Source organism: Enterobacter sp. DNB-S2 (assembly GCF_019443845.1).
Classification (GTDB): domain Bacteria; phylum Pseudomonadota; class Gammaproteobacteria; order Enterobacterales; family Enterobacteriaceae; genus Enterobacter; species Enterobacter asburiae_B.
In genome coordinates this window covers 362,798-386,253 of record NZ_CP050520.1, presented here as the reverse complement: position 1 = coordinate 386,253, position 23,456 = coordinate 362,798, and the positions used below count along the sequence as shown (strand labels likewise).

23 protein-coding genes are annotated in these 23,456 nt (G+C 51.6%); 16 read left to right on the top strand and 7 right to left on the bottom strand.

Annotated elements, in window-relative coordinates; translation table 11 throughout:
- Nucleotides 1-65: 65 nt before the first annotated feature.
- On the top strand, nucleotides 66-2,543 hold the full coding sequence (gene silP / locus HB664_RS02010; RefSeq protein ID WP_128301965.1) for an Ag(+)-translocating P-type ATPase SilP: 2,478 nt from the start codon (nucleotides 66-68) through the stop codon (nucleotides 2,541-2,543).
- A gap of 40 nt (nucleotides 2,544-2,583) precedes the next feature.
- Nucleotides 2,584-2,781, top strand: a complete 198-nt coding sequence (locus HB664_RS02005; protein ID WP_032653869.1) for a DUF2933 domain-containing protein — start codon at nucleotides 2,584-2,586, stop codon at nucleotides 2,779-2,781.
- Nucleotides 2,782-2,814: 33 nt separating this feature from the next.
- Here the strand turns inward: HB664_RS02005 and HB664_RS02000 are convergent, their stop codons facing one another.
- The gene (locus HB664_RS02000) at nucleotides 2,815-3,552 is read right to left on the bottom strand and encodes a peptidoglycan DD-metalloendopeptidase family protein (RefSeq protein WP_032653865.1); all 738 of its coding nucleotides are present in this window, start codon (nucleotides 3,550-3,552) and stop codon (nucleotides 2,815-2,817) included.
- Between the two features lie 288 nt (nucleotides 3,553-3,840).
- Entirely contained in the window at nucleotides 3,841-4,290 is a 450-nt protein-coding gene (locus HB664_RS01995; protein ID WP_032653862.1) for a hypothetical protein, read from the bottom strand.
- 233 nt (nucleotides 4,291-4,523) lie between these two features.
- Here HB664_RS01995 and pcoA point away from each other — a divergent pair, with 233 nt between their 5' ends.
- The 10 genes from pcoA (at nucleotide 4,524) to HB664_RS01945 (ending at nucleotide 13,648) form a co-directional block, all read left to right on the top strand.
- Nucleotides 4,524-6,341 (top strand): multicopper oxidase PcoA, encoded by a 1,818-nt coding sequence (gene pcoA, locus HB664_RS01990; protein ID WP_032653860.1) that lies wholly within the window; start codon nucleotides 4,524-4,526, stop codon nucleotides 6,339-6,341.
- Nucleotides 6,342-6,346: 5 nt separating this feature from the next.
- Nucleotides 6,347-7,237 (top strand): copper resistance protein B, encoded by an 891-nt coding sequence (locus tag HB664_RS01985; RefSeq protein WP_170860682.1) that lies wholly within the window; start codon nucleotides 6,347-6,349, stop codon nucleotides 7,235-7,237.
- 39 nt (nucleotides 7,238-7,276) lie between these two features.
- The gene (pcoC, locus tag HB664_RS01980; protein ID WP_028018070.1) at nucleotides 7,277-7,657 is read left to right on the top strand and encodes a copper resistance system metallochaperone PcoC; all 381 of its coding nucleotides are present in this window, start codon (nucleotides 7,277-7,279) and stop codon (nucleotides 7,655-7,657) included.
- A gap of 55 nt (nucleotides 7,658-7,712) precedes the next feature.
- Nucleotides 7,713-8,591: a copper resistance inner membrane protein PcoD gene (gene pcoD, locus HB664_RS01975; RefSeq protein WP_309137272.1), complete on the top strand. Its 879-nt coding sequence runs from the start codon at nucleotides 7,713-7,715 to the stop codon at nucleotides 8,589-8,591.
- Between the two features lie 54 nt (nucleotides 8,592-8,645).
- Nucleotides 8,646-9,326 carry a copper response regulator transcription factor PcoR gene (gene pcoR / locus HB664_RS01970; RefSeq protein WP_032653849.1) on the top strand — a complete coding sequence of 227 codons (681 nt, stop codon included), beginning with the start codon at nucleotides 8,646-8,648 and terminating at the stop codon, nucleotides 9,324-9,326.
- Nucleotides 9,323-10,723, top strand: coding sequence for a sensor histidine kinase (locus tag HB664_RS01965; RefSeq protein ID WP_032653846.1), 1,401 nt, complete (start codon nucleotides 9,323-9,325; stop codon nucleotides 10,721-10,723). The genes pcoR and HB664_RS01965 overlap by 4 nt, the downstream gene beginning before the upstream one ends.
- A 217-nt stretch (nucleotides 10,724-10,940) precedes the next feature.
- Nucleotides 10,941-11,375: a copper resistance system metallochaperone PcoE gene (gene pcoE, locus HB664_RS01960; protein ID WP_032653843.1), complete on the top strand. Its 435-nt coding sequence runs from the start codon at nucleotides 10,941-10,943 to the stop codon at nucleotides 11,373-11,375.
- A gap of 423 nt (nucleotides 11,376-11,798) precedes the next feature.
- Nucleotides 11,799-12,164 carry a hypothetical protein gene (locus HB664_RS01955; protein WP_032655658.1) on the top strand — a complete coding sequence of 122 codons (366 nt, stop codon included), beginning with the start codon at nucleotides 11,799-11,801 and terminating at the stop codon, nucleotides 12,162-12,164.
- A gap of 43 nt (nucleotides 12,165-12,207) precedes the next feature.
- Nucleotides 12,208-12,945 (top strand): HupE/UreJ family protein, encoded by a 738-nt coding sequence (locus tag HB664_RS01950; RefSeq protein WP_032653839.1) that lies wholly within the window; start codon nucleotides 12,208-12,210, stop codon nucleotides 12,943-12,945.
- A 13-nt stretch (nucleotides 12,946-12,958) separates the two neighbouring features.
- The gene (locus HB664_RS01945; protein WP_032653837.1) at nucleotides 12,959-13,648 is read left to right on the top strand and encodes a hypothetical protein; all 690 of its coding nucleotides are present in this window, start codon (nucleotides 12,959-12,961) and stop codon (nucleotides 13,646-13,648) included.
- Between the two features lie 30 nt (nucleotides 13,649-13,678).
- Here the strand turns inward: HB664_RS01945 and chrA are convergent, their stop codons facing one another.
- Nucleotides 13,679-15,055: a chromate efflux transporter gene (chrA, locus tag HB664_RS01940; RefSeq protein ID WP_032655655.1), complete on the bottom strand. Its 1,377-nt coding sequence runs from the start codon at nucleotides 15,053-15,055 to the stop codon at nucleotides 13,679-13,681.
- Nucleotides 15,012-15,989, bottom strand: a complete 978-nt coding sequence (locus HB664_RS01935; RefSeq protein WP_242672852.1) for a chromate resistance protein ChrB domain-containing protein — start codon at nucleotides 15,987-15,989, stop codon at nucleotides 15,012-15,014. Before HB664_RS01935 ends, chrA begins: the two co-directional genes overlap by 44 nt.
- A 181-nt stretch (nucleotides 15,990-16,170) precedes the next feature.
- Here HB664_RS01935 and HB664_RS01930 point away from each other — a divergent pair, with 181 nt between their 5' ends.
- The 3 genes from HB664_RS01930 to HB664_RS01920 are packed head-to-tail and all read left to right on the top strand — an operon-like array spanning nucleotide 16,171 to nucleotide 18,911.
- The gene (locus HB664_RS01930) at nucleotides 16,171-17,466 is read left to right on the top strand and encodes an MFS transporter (protein ID WP_032653831.1); all 1,296 of its coding nucleotides are present in this window, start codon (nucleotides 16,171-16,173) and stop codon (nucleotides 17,464-17,466) included.
- 35 nt (nucleotides 17,467-17,501) lie between these two features.
- Nucleotides 17,502-17,771 carry a metal-sensing transcriptional repressor gene (locus HB664_RS01925; protein ID WP_032653828.1) on the top strand — a complete coding sequence of 90 codons (270 nt, stop codon included), beginning with the start codon at nucleotides 17,502-17,504 and terminating at the stop codon, nucleotides 17,769-17,771.
- 12 nt (nucleotides 17,772-17,783) lie between these two features.
- Nucleotides 17,784-18,911: a nickel/cobalt efflux protein RcnA gene (locus tag HB664_RS01920; RefSeq protein WP_219940305.1), complete on the top strand. Its 1,128-nt coding sequence runs from the start codon at nucleotides 17,784-17,786 to the stop codon at nucleotides 18,909-18,911.
- Between the two features lie 471 nt (nucleotides 18,912-19,382).
- Here the strand turns inward: HB664_RS01920 and HB664_RS01915 are convergent, their stop codons facing one another.
- Together HB664_RS01915 and HB664_RS01910 are read right to left on the bottom strand one after the other, a co-directional pair.
- Nucleotides 19,383-20,321: an NAD(P)-dependent oxidoreductase gene (locus tag HB664_RS01915; RefSeq protein ID WP_033146859.1), complete on the bottom strand. Its 939-nt coding sequence runs from the start codon at nucleotides 20,319-20,321 to the stop codon at nucleotides 19,383-19,385.
- Nucleotides 20,321-21,013 carry an RraA family protein gene (locus tag HB664_RS01910; RefSeq protein WP_033146858.1) on the bottom strand — a complete coding sequence of 231 codons (693 nt, stop codon included), beginning with the start codon at nucleotides 21,011-21,013 and terminating at the stop codon, nucleotides 20,321-20,323. The genes HB664_RS01915 and HB664_RS01910 overlap by 1 nt, the downstream gene beginning before the upstream one ends.
- 169 nt (nucleotides 21,014-21,182) lie before the next feature.
- On the opposite strand from HB664_RS01910, the gene HB664_RS01905 reads away from it, so the two are divergent.
- Complete coding sequence (locus HB664_RS01905) at nucleotides 21,183-21,920, top strand: IclR family transcriptional regulator (RefSeq protein WP_033146857.1); 738 nt, start codon at nucleotides 21,183-21,185, stop codon at nucleotides 21,918-21,920.
- A 37-nt stretch (nucleotides 21,921-21,957) separates the two neighbouring features.
- On the opposite strand, the gene HB664_RS01900 is transcribed toward HB664_RS01905, so the two are convergent.
- Entirely contained in the window at nucleotides 21,958-23,292 is a 1,335-nt protein-coding gene (locus tag HB664_RS01900; protein ID WP_048981458.1) for an MFS transporter, read from the bottom strand.
- Between the last annotated feature and the right edge of the window lie 164 nt (nucleotides 23,293-23,456).

Here is a 23,456-nt window from a genome sequence, read left to right as displayed (position 1 = left end):
GCAGGCACTCCTGTTCCGGCGACATTCGTGGTAATCGCATCCATGACATACCCTGAAGACAGAAGATGCTTCAGGTATGCATAAGGAGAGTTACTGTGAAAAATGACAATGCAGTGCAACACAACAACCAGACTGCTTCTGAGCAGACATTATCCCCGGACGAGAGTCACGTATTGCATAAGGTGAGAGATCCCGTGTGCGGGATGACCATCCTGCCCGACAGGGCGCACAGCAGCATTCGATACCAGGACCATCAGTTTTATTTCTGCTCCGCCAGCTGTGAGAGCAAATTTAAAGCCCATCCTGATCGTTATCTTACCGAAGATGCCAGTGAACATTCCCATCACCGTCACCACGATCATCACGAAGTCAGCCCTGATCAGATAAAACAGCCTCATCACCAGGCGGAGAAAGTGAATTCTGAAGGTGTGTGGACATGTCCGATGCACCCGGAGATACGCCGTAGTGGTCCCGGAAGCTGTCCTGTCTGTGGAATGGCACTGGAGCCGCTCGTAGCTACGGCATCCACGGGGCCGAGTGATGAACTTCGCGACATGACAAGACGCTTCTGGCTGGGGTTGTTGCTGGCGTTTCCGGTTCTGGTACTCGAAATGGGATCTCATCTGTTTCCCGCCTTGAGGGATACAGTACCGCCACAGTACAACACATGGCTGCAGCTGCTTCTGGCCTCTCCTGTCGTGTTGTGGTGTGGCTGGCCATTCTTCGCCCGGGCCGGAATGTCGTTACGTAACCGCTCCCTGAATATGTTTACCCTTGTTGCAATGGGAACCGGCGTAGCCTGGGTTTACAGCGTCATTGCAACCGTCTTCCCCTCCTGGTTTCCTGCATCGTTCAGAAACATGGATGGCCTGGTGGCCGTTTATTTTGAAGCCGCAGCAGTCATTACGGTGCTTGTTCTTCTGGGACAGGTTCTTGAGCTGCGGGCACGGGAACAAACCTCAGGTGCCATTACTGCGCTTCTGAACCTTGCCCCCAAAACCGCCAGGCGGCTGGATCTTGACGGTCATGAAACGGATATTAATGCGGAAGATGTTCTGCCTGGCGATAAGCTCCGCATCAGACCTGGAGAGAGTATTCCGGTCGATGGTATCGTGATCGAAGGCAAAACAACCGTTGATGAATCGATGGTGACCGGGGAATCTATGCCGGTTACAAAAACGGAAGGTGATCCTGTCATCGGGGGGACGATTAATCAGACAGGTAGTCTTATCATCCGTGCAGAGAAAGTCGGTGATGAAACGATGCTCTCACGAATTGTTCAGATGGTCGCTGATGCACAGCGTTCGCGTGCCCCCATCCAGAGAATGGCTGACAGCGTATCAGGCTGGTTTGTTCCTCTGGTGATACTTATCGCGGTTGTTGCTTTCGTTATCTGGTCTGTCTGGGGGCCAGAGCCCAGGATGGCGCACGGTCTGATTGCGGCTGTATCGGTCCTGATTATTGCCTGTCCCTGTGCGCTGGGGCTGGCCACGCCGATGTCGATAATGGTGGGGGTGGGAAAAGGAGCCCAGGCCGGGGTATTAATCAAGAATGCCGAAGCCCTGGAGCGTCTTGAAAAAGTAGACACACTGGTTGTAGATAAAACAGGCACGCTCACGGAAGGTGCGCCTTCGGTGACAGGGATTATCAGTCTCAATCCGGGAGGCGAAACATCTCTTCTACGTTTAACGGCCGCAGTGGAAAAAGGCTCGCAGCATCCGCTGGGTGTGGCAGTAGTTAAAGCAGCACAGGAAAAGGGGATCGCGATACCGTCGGTCAGTAATTTCAATGCTCCGTCGGGTAAAGGCGTCTCAGGCGATGTTGAAGGTCAACGGGTTGTTATTGGTAATGAACTGGCTATGCAGGAAAACAGTATCGTTATTGATAATGAAAAGGCCGTTGCGGATACGTTGCGGATGGAAGGCGCTACCGTTATCTATGTGGCGACAGACGGGCACCTTGCAGGCCTGATAGCTATCTCGGATCCTGTGAAAGCAACCACACCGGATGCGCTTAAAGCGTTACGTCAGGCGGGGATACGCATTGTTATGCTCACCGGGGATAACCAACTTACTGCTGAAGCAGTCGCACGGAAACTGGGAATAGATGAGGTTGAAGCCGGAGTTCTGCCTGACGGAAAAAAAGCAGTGATAACCCGACTGAAAGAGTCTGGTCATGTGGTTGCAATGGCGGGGGACGGTGTAAATGATGCCCCGGCACTTGCTGCGGCTGACGTGGGCATAGCCATGGGAACGGGTACTGATGTCGCAATTGAAAGCGCCGGAATCACCCTTCTCAAAGGCGATTTGATGATACTGAACAGGGCCCGTCATCTGTCAGAGATCACCATGAAAAATATCCGGCAGAATCTGTTTTTTGCATTCATCTACAACGCACTTGGCGTGCCTGTGGCAGCAGGTCTGCTTTACCCTCTTTATGGAATTCTACTGTCGCCGGTTATTGCGGCGGCGGCCATGGCTCTTTCCTCCGTCAGCGTCATTCTAAATGCGTTGCGTCTGAAAAGTGTCAGGCTCGGGAAATAACCCTGAATGAAGGCTCTGTTACGAACAGAAGGAGTCCAGAATGAAAAGTACAACTTATGCTCTTATTGCAGTCGTCGCGATCGCGGCATTTGCTCTCCTGCGCGAACACTGGTCACATGTGGCAGGTTACTGGCCATATCTGTTGTTGCTGGTCTGCCCGCTTATGCATCTTTTCCACGGGCATGGAGGGCATGGAGATCACCAACATCACGATGGTGGGAACGATAAAAAAAATTAATTCGGCAAACGGGGCCGCGTCGCGGTCCCGTTATCAGTCCAGGTATCGTTCGTAGTCTCTGGCATGCGCAAAGGCATGCTGTTCGAGTTTGTTATCAGCGGGTGCCGCTCCCCGGAACGCCAGTGAGTTAACAGGATTGTTATTGATGACCAGCTCGTAATGCAGATGAGGACCGGATGAACGTCCGCTGTTACCGGATAACGCAATAGCGCCTCCCCGGGTAACCCTGGCCCCTTTAGTAACGAGTATTTTATTGAGGTGGAGATAGCGAGTTTTAACACCGGCTTTTCCCGTTACTTCAACAAAATATCCCATGGTACTGTTGTATTCGGCCCGGGTGATTTTTCCGTCGATGACGCTGACTATTTTCGTGTTCATAGGCATGGAATAATCAATGCCATTATGGGGACTCACTTTTCCCGATACCGGGTTAAGTCTTGCAGGATTGAAAGGCGAACTGAGTCTTGCTGTGGCCGGTAACGGATAATCGAGACTGCTTTTCCCGGAAGTATCGGAAAGGTTATAGAACTTTTTGTCTGATATACGATACGCCGTGTAATTAAATGAACCGGACGTAAATTTATAGGCCACTACACGTGATTTTCCCGCTTTCTTTTGCAGTACGAGTTTCAATGATTCATTTTTTTTCAAATGCCGAAGATCAAACCGGGAAGGCAAAGAGCGCTGAAGGGTAGCGATCTCGTTCGATTCCAGCCCCGAGCGGGTGGCTGAAAGGTAGGCATTTTCTTTTACGACATCGGTAGAATACATTTACTGGAATTCGCCGTTAGCATGAACACTGCGGCGTATGCTAGGGGTTTTCAGGAGGCGTGTCATCTGTCAGTTAATCGGGAGCACCGTTGATGTTCGGCATTTTTGTAACATATCTTGTTTCCCGTTTGCTCCTGAAGCTCTGGGAACTGTATGACCAGCCCGACGTAAATGATTAACGGGACTGAAACAGGTTACGGCAGAGCAATATGGTGCTCATGTCCTTCTACGTAACCCGTCAATGAAGCCCTGCTGCGCACCTCACGTTCAGCACTAACCCGCCTGCGGCTACTTGGACGAATACAGTCCGCGAAGCTTTCTTGCCTGCGTCTGATGAGCTTCCGCACCGGCATTATTGACCTGCTCATGCACGAGGGCGGCTTTCTCTCCGGAATTCAGTTCGTTAAAAGAAGAAGATGAGGTCTTTGAATTTGCATCACTGCCGGACAGCATTTTTTTATGTTCCTCAATCATTTTCTGATGTACATAGGACGCGCTGTTGTTCATAAATGAATGAGCAACAATGGCCCTTTCATGTTCATTCATTTCAGAGAATGAGGGCGTGTTGTTTTTATTAATCCTGTCCGGCAAGTTTTCATGCGTCGATGAATTTACATGACTGACTGCTGAGGCATTATTAACGAATCGGTGTGCTTCATGGGCAATATCACTGGACTGAGCAAAAGCCGCCCCACAAAATAAAGCTGTAAACGCAGTGGTTGTAATTAATGCATTCATGTGTAATTACCTTCTTAGGTACATAAAGATGTCATCACGATCATATATAAAAATAATCAACCTGTGGGGAAGATGACATAAATGTAATACAGCTACGTACATTACACGATTGTAATGAATTTGTTTCTTGAGGTGTGTTAGCTTCATTTCATTGTAAGAGGGTGAACCAGAAATTTAATTTAAATCGGTCCTCGAATTTTGTCAGTAACCATACTTTAAATAAGGGAACGCGCATGCTGTTGAAAACGTCTCGACGAACTTTCCTGAAGGGGTTAACCCTCTCTGGCGTAGCCGGAAGTCTTGGCGTATGGAGTTTCAATGCGCGTTCCAGTCTGAGCCTGCCAGTTGCCGCATCCCAGCAGGGTACTCAGTTTGACCTGACCATTGGTGAAACGGCAGTCAATATTACGGGCAGTGAGCGTCAGGCCAAAACAATCAATGGAGGCCTGCCGGGACCCGTTCTTCGCTGGAAAGAAGGTGACACTATTACCCTGAAGGTCAAAAACCGTCTTAATGAACAAACGTCCATTCACTGGCACGGCATTATTCTTCCGGCCAATATGGATGGTGTTCCGGGGCTGAGTTTTATGGGTATCGAACCTGATGATACCTACGTTTACACCTTTAAGGTTAAGCAGAACGGGACATACTGGTACCACAGCCATTCCGGTCTGCAGGAACAGGAGGGGGTATACGGTGCCATTATCATCGATTCCAGGGAGCCAGAGCCGTTTGCTTACGATCGTGAGCACGTGGTTATGTTGTCTGACTGGACCGATGAAAATCCTCACAGCCTGCTGAAAAAATTAAAAAAACAGTCGGATTACTACAATTTCAATAAACCAACCGTTGGCTCTTTTTTCCGCGACGTGAATACCAGGGGGCTGTCAGCCACCATTGCCGACCGGAAAATGTGGGCTGAAATGAAAATGAATCCGACTGACCTCGCGGATGTCAGTGGCTACACCTACACCTATCTCATGAACGGGCAGGCCCCGCTGAAAAACTGGACCGGACTGTTCCGTCCCGGTGAAAAGATACGCTTACGGTTTATCAACGGCTCGGCAATGACCTATTTCGATATCCGCATCCCCGGGCTGAAAATGACGGTCGTGGCTGCAGATGGCCAGTATGTAAACCCGGTTACCGTTGACGAATTCAGGATTGCCGTAGCCGAAACCTATGATGTCATTGTGGAGCCTCAGGGTGAGGCCTATACCATCTTCGCACAATCCATGGACAGGACCGGTTACGCTCGGGGGACACTGGCCACGAGAGAGGGGTTAAGTGCTGCCGTTCCCGCCCTCGATCCCCGTCCTCTGTTGACCATGGAAGATATGGGTATGGGAGGAATGGGACATGATATGGCAGGAATGGACCACAGCCAGATGGGAGGCATGGATAACAGCGGAGAGATGATGTCTATGGACGGTGCTGACCTTCCGGATAGCGGGACATCCTCCGCGCCCATGGATCACAGCAGCATGGCTGGTATGGATCATTCACAGATGGCCGGAATGCCGGGTATGCAAAGTCACCCTGCGTCAGAAACGGATAACCCACTGGTTGATATGCAGGCGATGAGCGCCTCACCGAAATTAAATGATCCGGGTATTGGTCTTCGAAATAACGGAAGAAAGGTTCTTACGTACGCGGATTTGAAAAGCCGCTTTGAGGATCCTGACGGTCGTGAACCCGGGCGAACTATAGAGCTGCATTTAACCGGGCACATGGAAAAGTTCGCCTGGTCATTTAACGGAATCAAGTTTTCAGATGCCGCACCGGTGCTGCTGAAATACGGTGAGCGACTCAGGATCACGCTGGTCAACGATACCATGATGACTCACCCAATTCACCTGCATGGTATGTGGAGCGATCTTGAAGATGAAAACGGTAATTTCATGGTTCGTAAACACACAATAGATGTTCCCCCTGGTACAAAACGCAGTTACAGAGTGACAGCAGATGCGCTTGGCCGCTGGGCGTATCACTGCCATTTGCTCTATCACATGGAAATGGGAATGTTTCGTGAAGTCCGGGTGGAGGAATGATGCGAATGAAGAGAAGTTTTAAGGCCATACCTGTTCTGATCGCCGGTTTGTTTACCTCACAGCTTTCGATTGCGGCGGGCTCCGTCTCTGCAGAGCCCCACGTCGGGCACGACATGTCTTCCATGCAGATGCCAGCAGATGAGAATTTCACTGAGATGACGTCCATGGAGCCCATTGTAACTGAGAGCAGAACGCCAATTCCGCCTGTTACCGATGCCGACCGGAAGGCTGCATTCGGCAATTTACAGGGGCATGCGATTCACGACAGTGCAATTAATTATCTGGTTCTGCTGGATCAGCTGGAATGGCAACGGTCAGATAACACCAACAATTTCAGCTGGAGTGTTAACAGCTGGATTGGCGGCGACACAGACCGGCTTTGGCTAAAGAGTGAAGGTGAACGAAGCGGGGGAAAAACAGAGACGGCAGAAGCCCAGTTACTCTGGGGGCATGCGGTTGGCCCCTGGTGGGATTTGGTTACGGGTGTCAGGCAGGATTTCAGACCTGCGTCTGCCCAGACCTGGGCTGCTGTCGGTTTTCAGGGGCTCGCTCTCTATAATTTTGAGTCTGAAATTACGGGTTTTGTCAGTAATGGTGGAAAAGCAGCCCTCCGTCTCGGGGGAGAATACGACGTTTTACTGACAAACCGACTCATACTCCAGCCATCCTATGAGGTAAATCTCTACAGTCAGGATGATGAATCGCGGGGGCGTGGCAGGGGATTAGCTGACACAGATCTGGGCCTTCGGCTTCGCTATGAAATACGCCGCGAGTTTGCACCCTATATAGGCGTCTCCTGGAATCAGCTTTACGGGAAAACGTCCGATATAGCGAAAAGAGAGGATGAGAAAGACCATCAGATAGTATTCCTGGCGGGAGCCAGAATCTGGTTTTAATACGTTGACTTAAAACACTAAACTAAACAGGTAAATAACATGTCGATTTTAAATAAAGCCATTATTACAGGTGGCCTGGTTATGGGCGTCGCTTTTTCTGCCATGGCCCATCCGGAATTAAAAAGCTCTGTTCCTCAGGCAGATTCAGCCGTAGCGGCCCCGGAAAAGATTCAGCTTAATTTCTCGGAAAATCTGACCGTGAAATTCTCAGGTGCAAAATTAACGATGACGGGTATGAAAGGCATGTCATCACATTCTCCGATGCCGGTCGCGGCAAAAGTGGCACCAGGTGCTGACCCTAAATCGATGGTCATTATTCCGCGAGAGCCTTTACCCGCTGGCACTTATCGTGTTGATTGGCGCGCGGTTTCTTCAGATACGCACCCTATTACCGGTAATTATACCTTTACAGTGAAGTAATATTATGAACGACCTGATTATGATTGTTATTCGTTTTCTTCTTTATCTTGATTTGATGGTGATATTTGGATTGCCATTTTTTCAGATATACGGAATAAGCGGTGTCAGACATGAAACCTATAACCTGACTAATTTCAGGTCGTTTATAACCTTTGCTGTTGTTGCAGGCATCATTCTTACTGGCATTAATATGCTCCTGGTATCTAATGCCATGAGCGGAGTAACTGACCTCAGAGAATTATCCATCCATATTATCGAGATGGTTATAGAAGAAACGGATGTAGGTATTAGCTGGATTGTCAGGCTCTGTGCCCTGTTTACCACACTCGGTGCTTTGTTCCTTTACACTAATAAGAGAGTATTGTCCTGCCTGCTGATGACGATGAGTGGGGGCGTGGCGCTGGCCACACTTGCCTGGGGAGGACACGCCGTCATGCATGACGGTCTGCATTACTATCTCCATTTACTGAGCGATCTGACTCATCTCGGCGCTGCAGGTGCCTGGACAGGTGCTCTGGTTGCATTTGCTATCCTGCTGATGCGCAGAAACGCGCATAACGCACAGAGCGTCATTGTGATATCTGATTCCTTAGCAAAATTTGCCACGGCAGGTACGGTGATTGTTGTAGCCCTGATCCTGAGTGCGCTGGTCAACTATCTGTATATTGCTGAGGGTAATTTAACCCCCTTATTCAACAGCTCATGGGGGGGGATATTGCTTGCTAAGACGGCTCTGTTTGTTCTGATGCTTCTTCTGGCTGCAGCAAACAGGTTTCACCTGGGTCCCCGGCTTGAAGTTATGGTCAGGGAAGGGAATTATGATCGCAGTGTTGCCCTGATGCGAAACAGCATCCTGACAGAATTCGTTGTTGCGATTATCATTCTGGGCGCCGTAGCGTGGCTCGGAATGCTTGCTCCGTCTCAGGTCAGCTAGGGGACAGCCAAAGCTCATGCGTGAGATTTTTACTTTCATATCAGCGAGTTGACCATGCAGCGTATTTTAATCGTTGAAGACGAACAAAAAACAGGTCGTTACCTGCAGCAGGGACTGGCTGAGGAAGGCTATCAGGCCGATCTCTTTAATAATGGCCGCGATGGTCTCGGGGCCGCGTCGAAGGGACAGTATGATTTGATAATACTGGACGTGATGCTGCCTTTCCTCGACGGGTGGCAAATCATCAGCGCACTGAGGGAGTCCGGGCACGAAGAACCGGTCCTGTTTTTAACCGCAAAGGACAATGTGCGGGACAAAGTGAAAGGACTGGAGCTTGGTGCAGATGACTACCTGATTAAGCCCTTCGATTTTACGGAGTTGGTTGCACGTGTAAGAACCTTACTGCGCCGGGCACGCTCGCAGGCCGCAACGGTTTGCACCATCGCCGATATGACCGTTGATATGGTGCGCCGGACCGTGATCCGTTCGGGGAAGAAGATCCATCTCACCGGTAAAGAATACGTTCTGCTTGAGTTGCTGCTGCAACGCACCGGAGAAGTGTTACCCAGGAGTCTTATCTCGTCCCTGGTCTGGAATATGAACTTTGACAGTGATACGAATGTGATTGATGTCGCCGTGAGACGTCTGAGAAGTAAAATTGATGATGACTTTGAACCAAAACTGATCCATACCGTTCGCGGTGCCGGATATGTCCTGGAGATCAGAGAAGAGTGAGGTTCAAAATTTCCCTGACCACACGCCTGAGCCTGATTTTTTCTGCAGTGATGCTTACGGTATGGTGGTTATCTAGTTTTATATTGATTAGCACACTTAATGGCTACTTCGATAATCAGGACCGTGATTTTCTGACAGGTAAACTTCAGCTCACCGAAGAGTTTCTTAAGACAGAAACGTTCCAGAACAAGACGGATATAAAATCATTAACTGAAAAAATAAATGATGCGATGGTGGGGCACAATGGTTTATTCATTTCTATAAAAAATATGGAAAATGAAAAAATCGTGGAGCTGTACGCTAAAAACTCTGTTGTCCCTGCGATCCTGCTGAATAAGTCGGGTGATGTTCTCGACTATATGATCCAGACTGAAGAAAATAATACCGTGTATCGCAGTATCTCGCGGCGGGTTGCTGTGGCTCCGGAACAGGGTAGAAGCAAACATTTCATCATTACGGTTGCCACGGATACCGGGTATCACACCCTGTTTATGGATAAGCTCAGTACCTGGCTGTTCTGGTTCAATATCGGTCTGGTCTTTATTTCTATTTTTCTGGGATGGCTGACAACACGTATTGGTCTGAAACCATTACGGGAAATGACCAGTCTTGCATCTTCCATGACAGTGGATAGCCTGGACCAGCGTCTCAATCCCGATCTGGCACCGCCGGAAATCTCTGAGACCATGCAGGAATTTAATAATATGTTCGATCGTCTGGAGGGATCATTCCGGAAACTCTCAGATTTCTCTTCTGATATCGCGCATGAGTTGCGTACACCGGTCAGTAATCTGATGATGCAGACGCAGTTTGCACTGGCTAAGGAAAGGGATGTATCGCATTACCGCGAAATTTTATTCGCGAACCTGGAAGAACTGAAAAGATTGTCACGAATGACCAGTGACATGCTTTTTCTGGCGCGTTCAGAACATGGTCTGCTGCAGCTGGATAAACATGACGTGGATCTGGCAGCCGAGTTAAACGAATTACGTGAGCTGTTCGAGCCTCTGGCAGACGAGACAGGAAAGACACTCACGGTTGAAGGTGAAGGGGTTGTTGCCGGAGACAGCGACATGTTGCGACGTGCTTTCAGTAACCTGCTTTCAAATGCAATCAAGTATTCTCCCGATAACACATGTATTGCGATACGCCTTGAGAGTGGCAGTGACTGTATGAACGTGCTGATTACGAATGTGATGTCTGGCTCAGCTCCCGCCAATCTTGAACGTTTGTTTGACCGCTTCTATCGCGCAGATTCATCACGGGTCCACAACACAGAAGGTGCGGGGCTGGGGTTATCGATAACGAGGTCAATCATTCTCGCTCACGGTGGCGAATTGTCAGTAGTACAGCGGGGGCGGGAAATTGTGTTCAAAGTGCGCCTGTTAAAGGATTAATACCGTGATTCAGGAGAAACCTGGAAGGTGACAAAATTGTCATCATTCAGTCACGCGATAAACAGAGGCAGTTTTTTATAATTATTCATAAATCAGGAGCAGCGTGATAACACAATCACCTGGTTCCTGGAGTGATGATTAACCCGCCCTGAGATCAACTGCTTTCTCTGTTATAAGCCATTGATTGTTTGGGTATGTAAACACCGGAGACCCAACCATGAAAAAGATTCTCGTATCATTTGTTGCCATTATGGCTGTCGCTTCATCCGCCATGGCTGCAGAGACAATGAACATGCATGACCAGGTAAATAATGCACAGGCTCCTGCCCATCAGATGCAGTCATCTGCTGAAAAAAGCGCAGTTCAGGGAGACAGCATGACAATGATGGATATGAGCGGTCACGATCAGTCCGCAATGTCCCATGACATGATGCAAAACGGCAATTCTGCTGCCCATCAGGACATGGCTGAAATGCATAAAAAAATGATGAAATCCAAGCCAGCAGCTTCTAACGAAACAGCAAAATCATTTTCCCAAATGAACGAGCATGAGAAAGCCGCTGTTATGCATGAGAAGGCGAATAATGGTCAATCTTCCGTTATTCATCAGCAGCAGGCTGAAAAGCATCGCAGCCAGATCACCCAGAATTAACCCGCAGCTCCACTTGTTAGACCCTCATTTGACGCCGAAGTCACTGGCTTACGCTCCCGTCCGGGAGCGTTTTTTTTCTCATATATCAAACTTTAACTCTGAAGAAGTGGAAGTATCTGACCAATACTGTCACGTAACTCCGGATAACTAGGGGTCAGTTTGGATATCGAAAATTATTGTACGTTAAGGTCGTTTTTTGACCTTCCTACTTTAGCTGGCCGCAGCCGACGAAACTTACCTGAAGCCGGTAACCACTTTTAGTTACTGGCGTCCTGATGAAGCCCGCTGTGTTCCAAAAGCGGACATTACAAAACTGATAGTATTACAGTCCAGACTAAATCCGAAACAGGCTATTGAAATCAGATCCACAGTGCGGATACATTACGCATGTTGTTACTTTGTATCGTCAGGATGCCGTTGATTGTGTTTATTCGCCGTGAAGTCATTTCCAGAATCGTGCTTATCATCATGGCTGTTGCCGTGCTGAGCAGTTCGTTTATGGCAAAACCACAGGCTGCATACAGCGTTCAGGAAACAACGTCCATCAGTGACCATCAACACGACAGCGATGAACCACTGAATGAGCACGATCCGTTGCTGTTTCATTCCCACGGCAGCGTGCATCACCTCAATGCCGATCATTCCCACGATCTGAATAAACTCTTTGCTCTGCCTACTCTTCACACCTGGAATCCAGGTATGCGGGCGATATATGCGTTGAGCTCAGAACAAATATTGAAAATGCCTCAGGCCACCCCCGAACGCCCTCCGAGAATCCTGCCTGCGTAATAACTTCTGTTAATTCGTTATTATTCAAAATGTAAGGATTTTTATGAATACCAGCCTTGATACACAGGGCCGGTTGAGCGCTGGCCTGCTTTCAGCTCAGGCGCGTTCGGCTTGTCTGTTTTTCCTGTTGTTACTGCTTTTCTACAGCCAGGGCGCGTATGCGCACGGCGTGGCGGAAGGCGACAAAGGGTACATCCAGGAAATCACCGGGATTAACATCATCCCGTTTATCTACCTTGGCGCGAAGCACATGGTGACCGGTTACGATCATCTGCTGTTTCTGTTCGGGGTGATTTTCTTTCTCTACAAAATGCGCGATATCGGCCTGTACGTCAGCCTGTTCGCTATCGGTCACTCGACGACGCTGCTCATCGGCACGTTCTTTGATATCAGCGTCAGTGCTTACATCATTGACGCCATTATCGGGCTGTCCGTGGTCTACAAAGCGCTTGATAACCTTGGAGCATTCCAGCGCTGGTTTGGCTTTCAGCCCAACACGAAGCTTGCGACGCTTATCTTCGGGTTCTTCCACGGTTTTGGTCTGGCGACCAAAATCAAAGAATTTGAAATTTCTCCCGATGGCCTGTTTGTCAACCTGATTGCCTTCAACATTGGCGTTGAGATCGGCCAGCTGCTCGCGCTGAGCGCCATCCTGATCATTATGAGCTACTGGCGGCAAACGGCGAGCTTTTTCCGCCACGCTTATGCCGCCAATGTAGGGATGATGAGCGCAGGATTCCTGTTAATGAGTTACCAGCTTTGTGGCTACATTTTAGCCTGAAGGAGAAAAGACAATGTACAACACTGATTTACCAACACGCGCAGAATTACCTTCTGCCATCAAACTGATGCAGTCCACTATTCTCGCCGCCATCGTCGCGCTGACACTACTGATCACCATCGTCATGCCTTCGGAATATGGCATTGATCCTACCGGCGTGGGTCGTCTACTGGGGCTAAAGCAGATGGGAGAAATCAAAACGCAGCTTGCCGAAGAGGCTGATGCCGATAATCAGGCCAGCGCTATTCAGCAAGCACAGCTGGGTACACCGGTTAATGAGCGACCGATCCCGAATAATCCTCCGGCAATCACGCAGAGCAGCTACCCGGAGCGGAGCGTTCCGGCGACCACGCCCGCCCCGGTAGAGCCAGCGGCTGGTTCGCAGCGTCATCAGATGCTCATCACCCTTGAGCCTAACGAAGCTGCTGAAGTTAAACTGGAAATGCGTAAAGATGCCCGCGTGACCTATCAGTGGACCAGCTCCGGCCCCGTCAACGTGGATGCACACGGCGATCCGCTCAGCGCACCGAAAGGCTTCTACCATGGCTACGGTAAGGCCCGGCAGATCACCGCCAAAGACGGCGTTTTGCAGGCCGCGTTCGATGGCAAACATGGCTGGTTCTGGCGAAATCGCGGGTCTGAGACCATCACGATCCAGCTTGATACCAACGGCGACTACCTGAACATCAAACGGGTAATCTGATAAGTCAGGGGCAGGACAACCTGCCCCTTTTCACGCTGCCGTCAGCCCGGTCAGGCGTAATATCAGCCCGGCAAGAGCCGCCAGGGCAATAACGTGCGTGACTTTCCATTTTAATCTGAAAAGCGCAAACGCAGCGGCGACGGCAATCAGAGCGGCAGGGATATCGATCCCTCCCTTTGCGCCTTCTGGCCATACGGTATGCCAGATAAAAAACAGCCCCAGATTAACAATGACGCCCACTACGGCCGCCGTAATGGCGGTTAACGGTGCCGTGAAACCCGTCTTGTTGTGGGTCGTTTCGATAAACGGCCCGCCTGCCAGCACGAAAATGAAGGACGGGAGAAAGGTAAACCAGGTCACCAGGCAGGCGGCAACGGCTCCGCCGACAAACAGCATATCCGCGCCAAAAACGGCATGGGTATACCCGCCGACAAATCCGACAAAAGTCACCACCATAATCAGCGGGCCGGGCGTGGTTTCTCCCAGCGCCAGACCGTCCATCATCTGCCCGGCAGTCAGCCAGCCAAAATGGGCGACCGCCCCCTGATAAACGTATGGCAGGACGGCGTAGGCTCCACCGAAGGTAAGGAGCGCAGCCTTGGTAAAGAACCAGCCCATCTGCGTCACCGGATGCGCCCAGCCCAGCCCCAGCGTCAGCACCGTCATGGGAATAAGCCAGAGCAGTGCGCCCACCGCCACAATCCTTAACAGTTTCGCCCAACTGAACAGGGCATGCGCCGGTATGGGCGTATGATCGTCAATCACCGCAGCAGCACCGGCGGCTTTCTCCTGTTTGTTATGCCCGCTACCGCTGTGAAATTTTTCCGGCGCGATGCGTCCACCGATAAAGCCAGTTATCGCTGCCGAAATAACGATGACAGGGAAGGGAACGTTCAGGGCGAAAACGGCCACAAATGCCGCAGCAGCTATAGCCCAATGGGCACCGTGTTTCAGCGCACGGGAGCCGATGCGATGCGCCGCCTGCAGCACGATTGCCGCAACGGCGGGTTTAATACCGTAAAAGATACCGGCAATAACGGCGACATCTCCCCAGGCGATATAGATCCACGACAACGCGATAAGAATAAAAAGCGAAGGAAGGATAAATAACAGCCCGGCTATCACGCCGCCCCACGTTCTGTGCATCAGCCAGCCGATGTAGGTCGCAAGCTGCTGCGCTTCCGGACCGGGCAGCACCATACAGAAGTTGAGTGCGTGAAGGAAACGGGACTCGGATATCCAGCGCCGGTTCTCGACCAGCTCCTGGTGCATGATAGCTATCTGTCCGGCGGGCCCGCCAAAGCTGATAAACCCCAGCTTGAGCCAGAACCAGAATGCCTCCTTCAGGGGGAGCGGCGAGGGCTTATCGTTTTCCTCTGCCAGCGTCAGCGACTCCGTTTTGTTCATCATGGCCGGACCTCATTTCAAACGTCGTTAACAGACCATCAAACAGCGAACAGGCCGCTGTGAGTAATGTGTCATCATCCGTAATGCTTTCACGCAATCCTGCCAGTACACTTTCAACGCCAGCCGCTTCGGGGGGCTGAATCCCGCCTACATCAAGGTAATGTACCAGCATTGCCAGACCATTCAGGGCATCCCTCGTCAGCCCGAAGCGGACCATCAGTACTTCAAAGGTCACGCGATTGTCGATGTGGCTGAAGGTCGCCCCATCAAAATCAAACCCCACTGCCTCTGCCGGACAATCGTTGCCATCTTCAAGCCAGAGAAACTGCGCGTCAGGATCGATAAAACGCCGTATAAGCCAGGCGCTGGCAAGCCTGTCAATCCAGGGTCTGCGACGGGTTGCCCAGATCCTGTTGTGGAAATCCTCAGGTATCAGTTGTGTCAGTTCGCCGCTGACGGCGTGGGGCTCGCCGGGAGAGATGAACCTGTTAATGCCTGCTTCCAGTTCCGTCAGGCTAAAGACGGCCTGCGCCCGCGCTTCACCAGGAAAGAAATCAATCGCCACAATCCGATCCAGCTCGCGGCGAAGTTTTCTCACCACCTTCAACTGGCTGACGGCGGTTTCCTCATCCAGGTCGTTTTTACACACCTGTAGCCTTTCCAGCAGGGCCATGTACTGCTGAGAGCGATCAAATAACGGACGGATTTCCTCTTCTTCGGGCGTTTCAGCGTTAAAAACAAAGGCAGCGCCCCCCTCATCCCGGATTTCACGACTTATATCGTAAAAGATCTCATGCTCTTGTTGCGCTTCAGGCAACAGATAGACGCCGTCGCGCAGCATGGCGGCACCGGTGTTTTTTAATGCCCGCCAGACACGCATACGCAATGTGGCCTGCTGAGTGGGCAGTGTCAGGATAAGAATAAGTAGTTTCACGATGTAGAGATTAATACATCATGTAGACTTTGCTACTCATGATTTTTTATATGCATATAACAATGGGGGAGCATCCAAAAAGAGAGCCACTAAAATGTAATACCGCTTGCCAGGCACTCCGCCATTCTCTACTCTTTCCACATCCCCCCCGCGGGGATGTGGAAAGCCAGGAGAGTTTCTCATGCTAAGCATTCTTTCTGATCGTACATACCGCCACCTGTTTATGGCGCAAATAATTGCCCTTATCGGTACCGGTCTGGCGACCGTTGCACTGGGCCTGCTGGCCTATGATCTGGCGGGCGACATGGCTGGGGCCGTTCTGGGAACGGCGCTGGCGATTAAAATGAGTGCTTATATTCTGGTCGCCCCGGTTGCCGCCGCCTTCGCTGATAAATTTCCCCGCCGCACGATGCTGGTTACGTTGGATCTGGTGCGGGCTATGGTGGCTTTTGCACTGCCTTTCGTGACCCAAATCTGGGAAATTTATATCCTCATTTTCATTCTGCAATCGGCGTCAGCCGCGTTTACGCCAACGTTTCAGGCCACGATTCCGGATATCCTCCCGGACGAGCGTGACTATACCCGAGCGCTCTCGCTCTCCAGGCTGGCCTACGATCTTGAAAGCGTCATCAGCCCCATGCTGGCGGCCGCGCTGCTGACGGTGATGAGTTTCCACAACCTGTTCGCAGGCACCGCCGTCGGTTTTCTCGCTTCCGCCATTCTGGTTGTCTCCGTCACCTTGCCCAAAATGCAGGCGCTGACTGTTCATCGCACCATTTACGATAAAACCACACGCGGGATGCGAATCTTCCTGAAAACGCCAAGGCTGCGGGGGTTACTGGCGCTGAATATGGCCGTTGCCGCGGCAAGCGCGATGGTGATCGTCAACACCGTGGTTCTGGTGCAGGCCGACTTTGGTTTCTCACAGCGCTCCACCGCGATTGCGCTGGCGTTCTTTGGCGTGGGGTCGATGATATCGGCGCTGATACTTCCGCGTATTCTCGACAAAATGAGTGACCGGCTGCCAATGATGGTCGGAACCGGTTTACTGGTCGTTGGCCTTGGACTGGGTATTTTACTTAAGGATTATTTTACGCTGGTCGCGCTCTGGGCTTTGCTGGGCGTTGGCTACTCGCTTTCCCAGACGCCATCCGGGCGTTTATTACGCCGCTCATCAACACCGGAAGACAGGCCTGCTCTGTTTGCCGCGCAGTTTGCCTTGTCACATTCCTGCTGGCTGGTTACCTATCCGCTGGCCGGATGGGTAGGGGCAACCTGGGGTACTCAGACCTCTTTTATTGCGCTTACCGCTGTTGCGGCGCTTTCGCTTTTAACCGCTGTGCTGATCTGGCGTCCGGAACACGAAGCCCGCTCTCAGTTGCACAGCCATCAGGATGCAGAAACGAAGGCAGAAACAGAGCATGAGCACAATTTCGTTATTGATGACGAACATCCTTCATGGCCGAAGAAGAAGTAGATACCAAACGTTTATTACATCAGGAGAGGATAAAAATGACTGCTCACGCCTCACACCCCGACATTATTAAAAGACTTAAACGTGCCGCAGGGCACCTGAAAAGCACCATCCAGATGCTTGAAGATGAAAAAGCCTGTCTGGATATTGCCCAGCAACTTTATGCTGTGGAAAAGGCGATAACAAACGCCAAGCGTACGCTCATTCATGACCATCTTGATCACTGCCTGGAGGACGCGCTTCATGCAGATCATGACGGGTCTGAAAGCACGCTGAACGAGTTCAAAGAGATCACCAAATATCTTTAAGGCAAGTGAAACATGACTGATTTTTCTGCACTGTTGCAGCAGGGCGTGGCTAACGCCTGGCTGTTCATTCCCAGCGCTATTTTACTGGGAGCACTCCACGGGCTCGAACCGGGTCATTCCAAAACGATGATGGCGGCTTTTATTGTGGCTGTCCGGGGAACCGTTAAACAGGCCGTTCTCCTCGGTCTGGCTGCCACCCTTTCCCACACTTCGGTTGTCTGGCTGATTGCTCTGGGTGGAATGTATATCAGCCGCCAGTTTACCGCTGAATCTGCAGAGCCCTGGTTCCAGTTGATTTCTGCGATCATTATCCTCGCTACTGCCGCATGGATGTTCTGGCGCACCTGGCGCGGCGAAAAGCTGTGGAAGATGGAGCAGGAACAGGAGCATTCACACGGCCACCATCACGATGAAACACGCGTCATCGATACCGGTCACGGCAGCGTTGAACTCTCTATCTTTGAGGATGGCCAGCCGCCTCACTGGCGTTTACGCACGCTCAGCGGCAAAAAATGGGACGCGCGGGATATTTCGTTGGTGACCAACCGTGGGGCGGGTACTTTTTCACAGGTATTCGACTTCACTGAAAAAGACGGTTTTATGGTATCAACTCTGCCGATCCCCGAACCGCACAGCTTCGATGTACGCTTAACCTTGGGTCATCGCGGCCATGTGCATGACTATGATGTAGCGTTTCATGAGCACGACCATGACCATGACCACTCAGCTCTGGAAGGTCTGGATGTACATTCTCAGGAATATCAGGATGCGCACGAAAAGGCACACGCGAACGATATCAAAAAGCGTTTTGCTAATCGAAAGGTCACAACCGGGCAGATAGTTCTGTTTGGCCTGACCGGCGGATTAATCCCTTGCCCTGCGGCCATTACCGTTCTGCTGCTCTGTATTCAGGTGAAAGAGTTTACGCTTGGTGCTGCACTGGTGCTGTGCTTCAGTATTGGATTAGCCATTACGCTGGTTTCAGTGGGGGGGGCAGCGGCGTTCAGCGTTCGTCAGGCAACCAGGCGCTGGAGTGGGTTTGACACGCTTGCAAGACGTGCCCCCTATTTTTCCAGCGTGCTGATAGCTCTTGTGGGTATATATATGGGCTATCACGGCATGACAGGCATTATGCAATAAATTGTAAAAAAGCCAGCTTCAGATAACTTTGTAAGTTGATCTGAACATTGAAAGTTTCAGGTCAACTGTTCTCAAGAAATTATGGTTCCCGGCATCCATTATAGGGTGTATGTCCGCTTCAAAATTTTCCGTTTTCCAAACAGAACCCTATTTAACCCCAGGAGGATCCTGGAAAGATCCTCCTGGGGCCTGGAGGTCAATTTTCAGCCTAAACGTACAATAATTTTCGATATCCAAACTGACCCCAACTACAAAAACACCTTTTTCCTCCTGTAAATTGCAGTTCCTGCAAGAACATCAAGGCATAATGTTGGAACAGCGTGTGATACACACTTAGCATCATGTTTTGTATGTGTTTTTTTTAAAGTGTACAACTTTAAAGTCTTTTTCAGGTTAAAGGATACAACTTTAATGTCTCTACACAGCAGAAGACAAGTGACATAAGAGCACAGCCACTCGTCACGGTTGGCTTTACGAGCTGACGGTGGTGACGTCTGTCACAGCAAGAATATTGCTCGCGGCCACGGTCCCCATCCTGATATATGACGCTGCGGTAACGCCGCCAATATGCGGTGAAATAACCACGTTTTCTACGGACTGCCAGAGGTGCGGCGCGGTCAGCGGCTCGTGGGTAAAGCTGTCCAGCGCGGCGCTGTGCAGCGTGCCATCCCTGAGCGCCGCCAGTAACGACTCATCGTGGATCAGCCCACCGCGTGCTGTATTGACCAGAATTGCGTTCCGCTTGCAGTGTGCGAGCGTTTCGCTATTGATCATCCCCCGATTCTCATCGGTCAACGGACAGTGCAAAGAGATGACATCGGAACGGGAAAGAAGTCCGTTCAGCGTTTCTGCACGTTCGCACAGGGCAGGCATAGTCTTAGCATAGGGATCGTAAGCCAGCACCTTCATGCCGAAAGCGTGACCAATAGTCGCCACGCGCGAGCCGATAGCACCCAACCCAATTAGCCCTAACGTTAAGCCCTCCAGTTCAATGGATTTATGCGTCGCCTTATCCCAGTGCCCGTCTCGCAGCCGCTTGTCCAGAGGCACCACTGACTTTGCGCAGGCGAGGATCAGCGCCCAGGTATGTTCAGCCACTGCCGCCGCGTTTGCGCCTGGCGCAGCCCGGACGGCGATGTTGCGCTCGGCCGCTGCCGTCTGGTCTATCACATCGATCCCGCTTCCGTGCTTGGAAATAACCTGCAAAGCCGGGGCGGCATCCATAACTTTCTCGGTGATCCTGCCGTAACGTACCAGGATCGCCACAGGATTGTGTCGTTTACACAGCGCGATCAGGTCATCTTCTGTGGGCTGGCGGCCCGCAAACACCACCTCAAAGCCCTGTAACATCACCATGGCCTGCTCCGCCAGGTCGCTTCCGGTAACCAGCACTACGTCTTTGCCCCCCATCACAGCGTCTCCTCGTCGCTCAACATACCTGCCTTACGAAGCGCGTCATCAAGCCAGTGTGGACGTAAATCGCCTTCACGGATGGCGGCAAGACGCCGGGTCTCCATCTCCAGCTTTCCTTTTGCCAGAGCGATAACCTCCTGAACCTCATCGCGCGGGATGACGACCACGCCGTCGATATCCGCGACAACAAGATCCCCGGCCTGAACCGTCGCCCCGGCGACTGAAATGGGATGATTAACCCGGCCAGAAATTAACTTTGTCGGGCCGCAGGGGTTCAAACCGGCAGAAAAGACGGGGTAGTGACCTTTGCTCAGGGTGTCGGCGTCACGTACAGCGCCATCAATAATAATGCCCGCAATGCCGCTCGCCTGAGCCTGAGTGGCCATGATTTCGCCAAGCAGCGCGCAGCTCAGGTCGCCTTTGCCATCGACGATCAGGACATCGCCGGGCTGCGCCACCGCCATCGCGGCATGAATCGCCAGATTATCACCCGGGCGGACTTCAACGGTGATGGCCGGACCCGCAACGGACATGTGTGGGGCCAGCGGTTTGATGCGGCCATGAAGCGTACCGCGGCGACCGGCCACGTCGGCCAGAATAGCTGCCTGATACTCGGCCGCCCGACGTACGTCCTCGGCAGAAACGCGCTCGAAATGGCGATTAATCGGTTTTTTTTCATTAACGGACATAAATGCCTCCATATTGTTTTACTGAGTACAATGCAGGTGTACAGAACAAAACAACTATAGCGGTGTTGCTTTCCTTTTAGCCAGACCCGAGGTGGCGTTTGTGATGTAAACACGAAGTGACTCACAAAATTTGAGGTACACTCACTGCCGGGCTAACAAGGAGATAATGATGGGGAATGAAGGCGTTGTAGCGGTTGAAAAAGCGCTGGCTTTACTGGATTGCTTCCGTCCTGGAGATGAGAGCCTGACGCTGACCGCGCTGGCACAGCTGTCGGGTTATCACAAAACCACGGTTTACCGCTTGATGAATTCTCTTGAACGGATGAATTACGTCGTCAGGCATGAAGACGGCAATTATGCGCTGGGCCCACGTCTGCTTTACCTCGGCAAGCTGTATGAACAATCTTTCCATCTTTCCCGGGTGGTTCAGCCAGAGCTTCAGGCCTTATCCCTGGCGTCTCAGGAGAGTGCCAGCTGGTATGTGCTGGAGGGAGGGCAGCGGCTTTGCCTGTTTCGCGCTGAAGCGTCGCATGGCCTGCGACACAGCAATCTTCCCGGCAGCCAGTTCCCGCTCGATAATTCGGCCATCAGTAAGGTATTACGCCATTGGGGGCTCAATGAAAGCCTGCCGGAGGGAGACGCTGAACTCCCATTCTACACGTCAGGCGCGCGCGACCCCCATACCGCTGCGTTTGCGATGCCTGTCTTCGGCGTTCACGACAAGCTGGTTGCGGCGTTAGCCCTGACCGGCCCCATCTCGCGGCTGACGGAAGATCGTCGTGAGAAGGAAATAGGGCAGTTGATGAAGGCGGCTGCAAGCCGTCTGTCGCAGAAAATGGGCGCCAGCAAGCCCTTCTGTCAGCAGTTCTTTGGTGAAACGAGCGACGCGGCGGAAGAAAATCTTTAAACGCAGAAGCGGGACAAATGTCCCGCTTCTGTCATCGTTAATGCGTGACCTGTTTTTCGTGTAGCTGAGCGCGGCGGGCCTGCCGCCCCATAATGAGCACCGCGATACCCCCGGCCACGCACAGCGCGGCCAGCGGAAGCATTGCCAGCGTGTAGCTGCCTGTCCGCTCATTGATAATGCCGTACGCGTTTACCATCACCGCCCCACCTATCAGGTTTGCGATGGCGCCAATCGCGGCCAGTCCCGCCGCCGCTGAGGTACTGCTCATCCAACCGGACGCCAGCGCCCAGAAAGGCCCTTTCATTGAATAAGCGCCTATCAGCATAATGCTCAGGATAACGATCGTGGCAGACAGCGAGACGCTTACAAAGGCGGCGAACACGCCGGCGGCAATCATGAACAGCGTGAGTGCGGTATGCCAGCGGCGTTCGTTGGTACGATCGGAATTCCGTCCCCATACAATCATGAGAACCGATGCCAGACCGTAAGGAATGGCGTTAAACAGACCTGTCTCAAGGTTATCCAGATGGAAGGATTTCAGCAGTTGAGGAGACCAGACGCTGATGGTCGTGCCCGCGGAAGATGCACCCGCGTAAATCAGCGCCATCAGCCAGATTTGGCGATGCTTCAGCAACTGCCACGTCGTCTGGTGTCCGATACTCTTTTGCTGATTGCGCTCGGTTTCCAGCGTGGTTTCCAGCCATTGTTTCTGTTCGCTGCTGAGCCAGCTCGCCTGATGAGGGCGATCCCGGAGAATAAACCAGGCTGCAATACCCAGCAGCACCGCCGGCAAGCCTTCAATAATGAACAGCAGATGCCAGCCGCGAAGACCCAGCCAGCCATCCAGTGACAGTATCAACCCGGAAAGCGGGGAGCCGATGAAGTTAGCGAGCGGAATGGCGACCATAAAGGACGCAATAATGCGTGCGCGGTAGCGGGACGGGATCCACCAGGTCAGATACAGCACGACGCCCGGGAAGAAGCCCGCCTCTGCAGCACCGAGAAGAAAACGGACGATATAGAGCGAAGTGGTGTTCTGCACCAGGGCCATACACATGGAGACGATGCCCCAGCTGATCATAATGCGCGGGATCCACAGCCGGGCGCCGACTTTCTGCATGGCCAGGTTGCTGGGTACCTCAAACAAAAAATAGGCCACGAAGTAAAGGCTGCTGGCGAAGCCAAAGGCCGCTTTGCTGAGGCCAAGGTCCTCATTCATCTGCAGCGAAGCCATGCCGATATTCCCGCGATCGATAATGGAGACCAGGTAACTGACAATCAGAAACGGGAGAATACGCCAGATCACCTTCCGCATCGTCTCTCTTTCTATGTCCTCGGTGGCGGTAGCGCCGTTACGTAAATGTTCTGTCATTGTGTCCTCGCAGGGTTTGTTCTTTGTTTTATTAGGTACAACTCAGTTTTATTAAACAAAACCACTATAGCGACGGCGCGTTATTTTTATCCAGTTAATGGAAGGTTTAAATGATGTAAATAAGAGGTGACTCACAGATAGTGCGCTGCAGATATATCGCTCAC